Here is a 9668-nt window from a genome sequence, read left to right as displayed (position 1 = left end):
CCGCCACCCGCGACTACGTCGCTCGCCGAACCGCCGAAGGCAAGACCGGCCGCGAGATCAAACGCTGCCTGGCTCGCTACATCGCCCGCGACCTCTACCGCCTGCTTGAAAGTGGGGCCGCAGCTGCTTGACGAAGCATAGGAGCGTCGTGCCCGTTCATGCCGCGGGTCAGTACTGGGCCAACACCAGTTCCAGCAGGGCAGCCTCGACCTCGCGGTCGAGTTCGAGGCCGCGCAGGCGGGCGGCCGCGTCTGTAGGGCCGTCCGCCGACTCGACCAGGGCGAATGCCGTGCTCTTCAGGTTGTAGTCGATTCGCGCCCGGTCCAGCACCTGGCGCACTCCCTCGACGGTCCGGGACCAGTCGAAGGGCCGGACGTCAGACAGGGTGACCGTCCGGCCGTCGCCCGTGGCGACCTCGCCGAGAGCGAACCGCGTGCCGGCGGTGGTGGGTTCGGGGGAGAGGGTCGGCTCGTCCGTGCCCGGCGTTCCCGGCGTGCCCAGGGTCGCGCCGGCTTCGACGCCGAGGACCAGCAGCGTCCAGGTGCGTGAGGCCGGGAGGACGTCGACACCACCGGTGGGCGCCCCGATCACCAAGGTGCCGCCGGCCTCCTCCCAGGTGATCGTCGTGACCGCGGTGTGCGCCCCGGGGCCCCCGTCGCCCGCACGGCGGCTCCGGTCACCCGCACCCCGGCTCCGGTTGCCCGCGTCGCCGTTGCCATCGTCCCCGCCGCTGCTCCCGTCGTCCTCGACGAGGTCGAACCGGCCGTCTGCCCCCACGGCCAGGACGAGCTCGATGTGCTCGGGCAGCGCCGTGCCCACGGTGGCGTCTTGCGAGCCGGCCAGCGGCAGCAGGCCACCAGCGCGCACCAGCACGGGCAGGGACTCCATCGGCCGGTGCAGTCGCACCTGCCTGTCGCCGCGGTATCGCGTGCCGGTGAAAAGGTCGGTCCACACGCCGTCGGGCAGCCAGGCCTGCGCGCTGCCGAGCCCGAGCACCTCTTGCTGCGGGCTGGTGATCGGGGCCACCACGAGCTCGGTGCCGAAGCGGAACTGGTTCGGCACGGCATACGCCTCGATGGCTCCTGGGTCCGCCCAGTACATCGGTTCGACGAGCGGCGCTCCCTCGCGCGCGGCGCGGGCGTTCATGGTGTGCAGGTAGGGCACGAGCCGGTGCCGCAGCCGCAGGAAGGCGTCGATGGTGGCGCGGGCCTGGGCGGGGAAGGTCCACGGCTCCTTGCGGATGAACGGGTGCAGGGTCGAGTGCAGCCGCATGATCGGTGAGAAGACTCCGAGCTGCACCCAGCGGACGGTGAGGTCGTCGTCGCGGCTGCCGTACCAGTGGCCGCCGATGTCGTGGCTCCACCAGCCATAGCCGATGTTGGACGAGCTCGCGGTGAAGTAGGGCTGGAAGGCGAGGGAGTCCCAGGTGATGTGGGTGTCGCCGGAGAAGCCGACGGGATAGCGGTGGCTGCCCGGACCGGCATACCGGGAGAAGGTGATGGGCAGCTGGCCGCGCCTGGCGGAGTCGTTGAAGTGCTCGATGTTCAACAGCCACAACGGATCCACGCCAGGCGTGCGGCTGAAGGATCCCTGCTGCCAGTCCAGCCACCAGAAGTCGACGCCCTCGTCCTCGAGCGGGTGGTGGAGCCGCTCGAAGTAGGAGTCCATGAAGCGGGGGTCGGTCGGGTCGAAGGCGACCGCGCGCTCGCTGGCGGGGTCGATGCCCATGTCCTCGGCGACCCGGGGATAGGCGTCCTCGAACGCGCGGACACCGTCGGCGGGATGCACGTTCAGCGTCACGGCGAGGCCCCGCCGGCGCAGCTCGGCGAGGAAGGACGGGGGATCGGGGAAGAGGTCTCGGTTCCACGAGTAGCCGGTCCACCCGGTGCCGAACCGCGAGTCGATGTCGACCCAGTGCCAGTCCATGTCGAGCACCGCGACCGCCAGCGGCACCCGCTCGGCGTGGAACGTGTCGAGCAGCTCGAGGTACTCGTCGGCGGAGTAGGGGTGGTAGCGGCTCCACCAGTTGCCCAGCGCCCAGCGGGGGAGCATCGGCACGGCCCCCGACACGGCATAGAGGTCGGCGACGGCGGCGCGGTAGTCATGGCCGCGGACGAAGACGTAGAGGTCCTGGGTGCCCGGGCGACGCACGGCCGGACGTCCGTCCTCGATGAGGAACGAGTCGGAGTCGTCGATCACCGCGATCCCGGTGCGGGAGACCACCCCCGGGCCGAGCGGGACGGCGCCGTCGATGTCGTCGAGAGTGCGTGCCGTGCCGCCGAGCCCATCGGCCGGCTCGCCGAAGCGCCACTCGCTGGTGTGCGCGTCGGGCATCGCGGACGTCGCCGTGACGACCAGACCGCTGGGGCTGAACGGCTCGCCGTCATAGTCGAGGTGCAGGCACTCCGTCGACAGCTCGATCCGCTGGCCCTGGCGGTGCACCTCGATCTCGGGGACCGGCAGCGCGCGGTTGACCGCGAAGGTGCTGGCCCGGTCCTCGAACTCACCCGACTCCGACCACTCGAGGCGCAGCAGCCCGGGGGTGAGGACGGTGATCCGCCAGCAGTCGCCCGCAACCACAGCGTCCGGGTGCGCCACCGGGTCGCCAGGAACCGTCAGTCGAGTGGTCATGGGTCCCTCCTTCGCGTCGAAGGGTATCGGGATCTGGGCCACGGGACGGGGCGCGCGCGGTCCCGCCTATCCTTGAGCGGTGAGCACCACGCAGCACCACGACGCCCTCGCCAGCCTCGCGGCCGGCGCACACCTCCCGGCCGCCCAGCAGCCGGAGTGGCCCGACGCCGCCCGCCTCTCCAGCGCCGTCGCCGAGCTCGCGTCCTATCCGCCACTGGTGTTCGCGGGGGAGTGCGACGTCCTGAAGTCACGGATGGCCGCCGCGGCCCGTGGCGAGGCGTTCGTCCTGCAGGGCGGCGACTGCGCCGAGACGTTCGCGTCCGCCACCGCCGACAACATCCGCGACCGCGTCAAGACCATCCTGCAGATGGCCGCGGTCCTGACCTACGGCGCCTCCGTCCCGGTCGTCAAGGTGGGCCGGATGGCCGGCCAGTACGCCAAGCCGCGCAGCAGCGGAGCCGAGACGCGTGAGGGAGTCACGCTCCCGGCCTACCGCGGCGACATGGTCAACGACTTCGACTTCACGCTCGAGTCACGCACGCCCGACCCGCAGCGGCTCGTGAAGGCCTACCACGCGAGCACTGCCACGCTGAACCTCGTGCGCGCCTTCACCCAGGGCGGCTTCGCCGACCTGCGCCACGTCCACGACTGGAACCGCGGCTTCGTCGCCAACGCGGCCAACAACCGCTACGAGCGGCTGGCCAAGGACATCGACAAGGCGATGAAGTTCATGCAGGCCTGTGGCGCCGACTTCGACGCCATGCGCACCACCGAGTTCTTCTCGTCCCACGAGGCGCTGCTGCTCGACTACGAGCGACCGCTGACCCGGGTCGACAGCCGCACGGGTGAGCTCTACGACACCAGCGGCCACTTCATCTGGGTCGGCGAGCGCACCCGCGACATCGACGGCGCCCACATCGACTTCGTCTCCAAGGTGCTCAACCCGATCGGCATCAAGCTGTCGGCCAAGGCCGAGATCGACGACGTCCTGCGCCTGATCGACAAGGTCGACCCCGACCGTGAGCCGGGCCGCCTGACCTTCATCACCCGGATGGGTGCCAAGACGGTTCGCGACGCCCTGCCGACCCTGGTCGAGAAGATCACCGGCTCGGGCGCGCAGGTCACCTGGATCTGCGACCCCATGCACGGCAACACGTTCGAGTCAGCCAGCGGCTACAAGACGCGCGACTTCGAGGACGTCGTCGAGGAGGTGCGCGGCTTCTTCGAGGTGCACCAGGGCCTCGGCACCGTCCCCGGCGGCATCCACGTCGAGCTGACTGGCAACGACGTCACCGAGTGCATCGGCGGTGCGGAGAAGATCCTCGACGCCGACCTCAACAAGCGCTACGAGACGGTCTGCGACCCGCGGCTCAACCACCAGCAGAGCCTCGAGCTGGCCTTCCTCGTCGCCGAGATGCTGGCCAAGGACTGACCTCCCCGACGTCGGTGGTGCGGGGTCACCTCCTAGGCTGGCTCGCATGCCTGCTGCGCTCCTGGTCGACCTGCTGTCCGACACCCTCACCCAGCCCACCGACGCGATGCGCCGGGCGATGGCTGACGCCCCGGTCGGCGACGACGTCTTCGGCGAGGACCCGACGGTCCGGCGGCTCGAGGTGCGGGTGGCCGAGCTGCTCGGGCACGAGGACGCGCTCTTCGCGCCGACCGGCTCGATGGCCAACCAGCTGTGCCTGCGGCTGCACGTCGCCCACGGTGAGGAGCTCATCGCGGACTCCCTCGCCCACGTGCTGCGGGCCGAGATGGGCGCCGCTGCAGTGCTGTCCGGCATCTCGTCGCGAACCTGGGTCGCCGACCACGGCGTGCTCGACGCGGCCCAGCCGCTCGCCCTGATGATCCCTGACGGCGGCACCTACCAGGTCAACACGCGCCTGGTCGTCGTCGAGAACACCCACAACTTCGGCGGCGGCACGGTCCAGCCGCTCGACCAGATCGAGTCCCTGCGCGCGGGCACGAAGCCGCGCGGCGTGGCGATGCACCTCGACGGCGCCCGCCTGTGGAACGCGCACGTCGCCACAGGCGTCCCGCTCGCGACGTATGGCGCGTTGTTCGACACCGTGAGCGTGTGCCTGTCCAAGGGCCTCGGGGCCCCGGTCGGCTCCGTCCTCGTGGGCTCGCGGGACCTCATGGCGCAGGCGCGCATCTGGCGCAAGCGGTTCGGCGGCGGCATGCGACAGGTCGGGATCCTCGCGGCAGCCGGCCTGCACGCCCTCGACCACCACGTCGAGCGGCTCGCCGACGACCATGCTCGAGCCCGCCGGTTCGCCGAGGCGGCGGCAGCCGCAGCCCCCGGCTCGATCGACCCGCAGCGGGTGCAGACCAACATCGTGGTGCTCGATGTTGCGGGCGCGGGGTGGACCCCCGCCGCCTTCGTCGAGGAGGCGGGCCGAGGCGGCATACGTCTCTATCCGGTGAGCACCACTGCGGTGCGGCTGGTCTGGCACCTCGACGTCGACGACGCGGGCACCGACCGCGCCATCACCGAGCTGGTGCCATTGTTGGAGAACGGCCCTGCGGCCTAGTCCTCAGGCCCAGTCCTCAGACCTCGTGGTGCAGCAGCTCGGCCGGCCGGTCCTCCTCGGCTGATGCGCCGGAGCGGCGGCCGAGGAGCTCGACGACGTACATCGCGGTGAGCACCAGGGCGCCACCCAGCAGCATGCGCACCGTCAGCGACTCGCCCCCGAACAGCACCGCGAAGAACGCCGCGAAGACCGGTTCCATGGTCATCACGATGGCGGCGCGGGTAGCGCTCAGATGCGACTGTGCCCACGTCTGGGCCCAGAGCGCGACGGCTCCGGCGATCAGCGCCATGTAGAGCAGCGAGGTCCACTGGCCGCCCGTCGCGGGCAGGGTGACGCCTCCGGGCAGCGCCCCGACGAGCGCCACCACGGTGATGACCCCCACCTGGACCGTCGCCAGCCCGGTGGCCGAAGCGGCAGTCGAGAACCTGCCGAGCCCGATGATGTGCAACGCGTAGAGCGCCGCCGCGGCCAGCGTGAGCATCTCGCCGTAGCCCACCGAGAGGCCGCGCAGCGAGAGCACCGCCAGTCCGGCGGTGGCAAGCAGGACGGCCAGCCACGTCGTCCCCGGGATCCGGTCGCGCAGCAGGACCGCTGCGAGCACGGGTGTGAGCACGATGTAGGTGCCGGTGACGAACCCGGACACCGAGGCGTCGGTGTGCTCGAGCCCGACCGTCTGCAGCAGCTGGGCCAGGCCGTAGAGGACCCCGAGGACGGCACCGATCAGGACCTCGCGCCGGGTCAGGGCGAGCAGCTGGCGGCGGAACAGCAGGGCCATGACGACCGCCGCGATCGCGAAGCGCACGGCCAGGAAGTCGGCCGACGGCACGTGCTCGACGAGGTCACGGATGAGGAAGAACGTCGAGCCCCACACGGCGGTGACCGACACGAGCAGCAGCGTCGCCAGCCGCGACGGGGACAGGCTCAGACGATCACCATGGTGACGACCGAGCCCTTGGGCGCCTCGGTGTTGGCCGCAGGGTTGGTGTGGTGGACGGTGCCGAAGATGCCACCCAGGGCGTTCTCGCGCTTCACGTCGAAGCCAGCGGCTCGCAGGATCGCCTCGGCCTCGTCGGCTTGCTTGCCGGAGACATCGGGCACCTTGACCAGGACGGGGCCCTTGGACACGACGAGCTTGACCGTCTCGCCCTTGAACAGGGTGCCGCCGGCCGGCGACTGCGAGATCACGTTGCCCTTGGCGATGGTGTCGCTGTTGGCCTGCTCGGTCGCGTCGACGGTGAGCCCGGCCTTGGACAGCGCATCGACTGCCTCGGCGGCCGGCTTGTTGGTGAAGTCGGCGACCGGGATCGGCTGCTTGCCCTTGGACACGACGATGTTGACCTTGGTGCCACGTTTGAGGGGGGTGCCCACCTTGGGGTCGACGCCGACCACGAGACCCGCGGCGACAGCCTCGTCGAAGGCCTCCGTGCTCTTGCCGACCGTCAGCTTGGCAGCGGTGATCTGGTCGCGCGCCTCGGCGGCCGACTTGTTGACCACGTTGGGCACGGCATACCGCTCAGGCCCCTTGGACACGGTGACCTTGACGTCGGTGCCGCGTCGCACCTCGGCGCCGGCGCCGGGGTCGGTGGACATGACCACACCGCTGGGCACCGACTCGTCGAAGCTGTCGACCCGGTCGGCGCCCAGGTGGGCGACGTCCAGCTTCGCCTTTGCCTGGGCGTAGGTGAGGCTGGTGGTCGTGGGCACGACGGTGGGGGAGCCGGGGCCCGCGAGGAACCACCAGGCGGCGACGCCGGCGACCAGGGCGACGCCGAGGGCGATCCAGATCCAGCGCCAGGGTCCGTCGCGACGGTCGTAGTCGTCGTCGCTGCCCATGGTGTCGAGCACCCGGCCGTGCAGCACCGGGGGAACGGTGGGGGTGTGGTCGATGGGGAGCGCGAGCCGCGGCACGGGGCGACCGGGCGCAGCGGCATGACGCGGCGCGTGGCCAGCCGCCTCGTAGCCAGCCGCCTCGTAGCCAGCCGCCTGGTCGCCGGCCGACTCGTGGCGAGCCTGCACCGGGAGCGCGCTGGTGCGTTCGACGGCCACGGTGCTCGCTCCACCGGCCAGGGCAGCCGGGCCCTCGGGGCGGCGGTCGAGCTCGGTGGGGGTGAGCATCGCCCGCGACTTGCGGACCTCGGTGAGGAAGTCCTCGGCGTCGTAGGGCCGATGGTCGGGGTCGCGCGAGGTCGCCAGGGCGACCAGTGCGTCGAGCTCGGCAGGCACCGAGGTCACCCTCGACGACGGCGCGGGGATGGAACCGTGGACGTGCTGGTAGGCGATGTGGATCGGGGTGTCACCGGTGAAGGCCTTGGTGCCGGTGAGCATCTCGAACAGGATCAGGCCGGCGGCATAGACGTCACTGCGGGCGTCGGCGATGCCGCGCTCGACCTGCTCGGGGGACAAGTAGGCGACCGTGCCCAGCAGCACGCCCGTCTGGGAGGCCGTGGTCTGGGTCGAGACAGCCCGGGCGAGGCCGAAGTCGGCGACCTTCACCGTGCCGTCGTCCTCGCGCAGGATGATGTTCTCCGGCTTGACGTCGCGGTGGATGATGCCGCCGCGGTGGGCCGCGCCGAGCGCCTGCAGGACCGGGCCCATGATGTCGAGGGCGGCGCGCGGCGTGAGCGGACCCTCGGCCTTCATCACCTCGCGCAGGGTCTGTCCGGGGACGTACTCCATCGCGAGGAACATGTGGCCGTCGTCCTCGCCCTGGTCGAAGACCGACACGACGTTGGGGTGGGACAGCCGGGCCGCCGAGCGCGCCTCACGCTTGAACCGGCTCACGAACGCCTCGTCCTGGGCGAGGTCGTGGCGCATCACCTTCAGCGCGACGTCACGGTCCAGCCGGGTGTCCAGTGCGAGGTAGACCGAGGCCATTCCGCCGTCGGCAATGTGCGACTGGACGCGATAACGCCCGTCGAACACACGCCCGAGCAAGGACTCGGTGACACCGGAAGACACCCGCAAAGTGTAGGAGGTCTCGCTGGTCATCTCGCGCAGGCGGGTCCGTGGGTGGTGTCCCGACCGCATTCGTCAGGCGGGCTCACATCTGGGTGCGGTGCGCCTTGATGGCGGACACATAGACCTTGGTGTCGGCGTACATGCCGTTCTTCTGCACCGAGTAGAGCCCCTGGTAGTACCCGGCGATGGCCTGGTCGACCGTGCTGGCGGACCGGGTCAATGAGCGCAGGATCACCACGCCTGCCGTGATGTTGTCCTGGGTCTTGAGCAGATCGAGACGGCGCCCGGCCATCTCGGAGGCCCACTGCCCGGACGAGGGGATGACCTGCATGACGCCGATGGCGTTGGCCACCGACACCTGGCGCTGGTTCCAGCCCGACTCCTGCCACCCGACGGCCAGCGCAAGCTTGGGGTCCACGCCGTGGCGGCGCGCCGTGGCGACGATCATCGCCTTGGTCTGGCTGCGGCTCGGGACAGCGTGCCGGGCCAGGGCCGCACGGTTGCGGTTGGCGGCGTTGACGATCGAGCTGGGGTAGGTGCGGCCTGCGAACGAGTTGGCGCTCGCCGTCGACTTGGCCGGCTTGGCCGGAACCTTGAGGCGCTGGCCGGGGTAGATGACCGACGCCGCCGACAGCCGGTTGGTCTTGAGCAGTGCGGCGAGGGTGACGCTGTGCTTGCTGGCGATGCCGCTGAGCGTGTCACCGGCGCGGACCGCGTATGCCGCGGTGCCGGCGGGGCGGGTGGCCGCCGGTGTGGCCCCGTGGACCCTGAGGACCTGGCCGGGGTGGATGACGCTGCGGGCGTTCAGCCGGTTCAGCGAGTACACCGTCGCGAGGGCCGTCTTGGTGCGGGTGGCGATGGCGCTCAGCGTGTCGCCGTTGCGCACGCGGTAGGTCGTGATCGACGGTGCTGCGGCTGCGGCAGCAGCGGGGCGGCTGGCGCTGGCGGCCCCGGCGCCGGGGATGCGGATCTTTCCGCCGATCTGCAGCACCGAACGGGTGGAGAGCTTGTTGGCCTTGAGGAGGGCGGCGAGGGACACGCCCTTGCGCGCGGCGATGTGGCTCAGCGTGTCACCGGATCGGACGACGTAGGTCGCACGCTTGATCGCTGCCGCCCTCGCAGCGGCCGCGGCGCGGGCCCTGGCTGCCTCGGCGCGGGCCTGCGCGGCGGTCTTGGGCACCGACAGGCGCTGCCCAATGGACAGGTGGTTCCCGCCGTGGCTCAGGTGGTTGCGTGCCGCCAGGGTGCCCGGCGTGGTGCCCGTCCGGGCGGCGATGTCGGCCAGGTTGTCTCCGGTGCGGACCGTGTAGGTCGCCCAGCCGTAGGGAGCAGGCTTGGCCTTCTGGACGACGGCGACCGCCTGGAGGGTGGCCGAAGGGAGCGCTGCCGGAGCGATCACTGGGGACATCGGGGGCTGCCTTTCGGGCGGTGGCGGAGCACGTGGCTGGAGTGAACAGTGGGGCAAGTGTGACGATTGTGAAAGGTACACCATCTGAGCCCTCCATATCGACTTACATCGATGTAATTCGCTCGCGGACGCAA

The 9668-nt window shown here is 70.9% G+C and carries 6 protein-coding genes and 1 pseudogene; 3 read left to right on the top strand and 4 right to left on the bottom strand.

What is annotated here, in order from left to right; genetic code table 11:
- A pseudogene (locus tag AC1DYG_RS17600) lies at positions 1–131 on the top strand (IS110 family transposase); the annotation flags it as partial.
- A 37-nt stretch (positions 132–168) separates the two neighbouring features.
- Here AC1DYG_RS17600 and AC1DYG_RS17595 read toward each other — a convergent pair.
- On the bottom strand, positions 169–2631 hold the full coding sequence (locus tag AC1DYG_RS17595) for a glycoside hydrolase family 31 protein (RefSeq protein ID WP_477641163.1): 2463 nt from the start codon (positions 2629–2631) through the stop codon (positions 169–171).
- 79 nt (positions 2632–2710) lie between these two features.
- Here AC1DYG_RS17595 and AC1DYG_RS17590 point away from each other — a divergent pair, with 79 nt between their 5' ends.
- Together AC1DYG_RS17590 and AC1DYG_RS17585 are read left to right on the top strand one after the other, a co-directional pair.
- Complete coding sequence (locus tag AC1DYG_RS17590; RefSeq protein ID WP_477641162.1) at positions 2711–4063, top strand: class II 3-deoxy-7-phosphoheptulonate synthase; 1353 nt, start codon at positions 2711–2713, stop codon at positions 4061–4063.
- 46 nt (positions 4064–4109) lie between these two features.
- Entirely contained in the window at positions 4110–5168 is a 1059-nt protein-coding gene (locus tag AC1DYG_RS17585; protein ID WP_477641161.1) for a threonine aldolase family protein, read from the top strand.
- Between the two features lie 16 nt (positions 5169–5184).
- Here AC1DYG_RS17585 and AC1DYG_RS17580 read toward each other — a convergent pair whose 3' ends face one another.
- The 3 genes from AC1DYG_RS17580 to AC1DYG_RS17570 form a co-directional block, all read right to left on the bottom strand.
- Positions 5185–6054: a DMT family transporter gene (locus tag AC1DYG_RS17580; RefSeq protein ID WP_477641160.1), complete on the bottom strand. Its 870-nt coding sequence runs from the start codon at positions 6052–6054 to the stop codon at positions 5185–5187.
- Positions 6055–6089: 35 nt separating this feature from the next.
- Entirely contained in the window at positions 6090–8126 is a 2037-nt protein-coding gene (pknB, locus tag AC1DYG_RS17575; protein ID WP_477641159.1) for a Stk1 family PASTA domain-containing Ser/Thr kinase, read from the bottom strand.
- 82 nt (positions 8127–8208) lie between these two features.
- Positions 8209–9534, bottom strand: coding sequence for a LysM peptidoglycan-binding domain-containing protein (locus AC1DYG_RS17570; protein ID WP_477641158.1), 1326 nt, complete (start codon positions 9532–9534; stop codon positions 8209–8211).
- Positions 9535–9668 lie beyond the last annotated feature (134 nt).

The organism is Pedococcus sp. P1_H8 (genome assembly GCF_056405175.1).
Note: the sequence above shows the minus strand (reverse complement) of the source record. Positions and strands in the feature narration are given on the sequence as shown.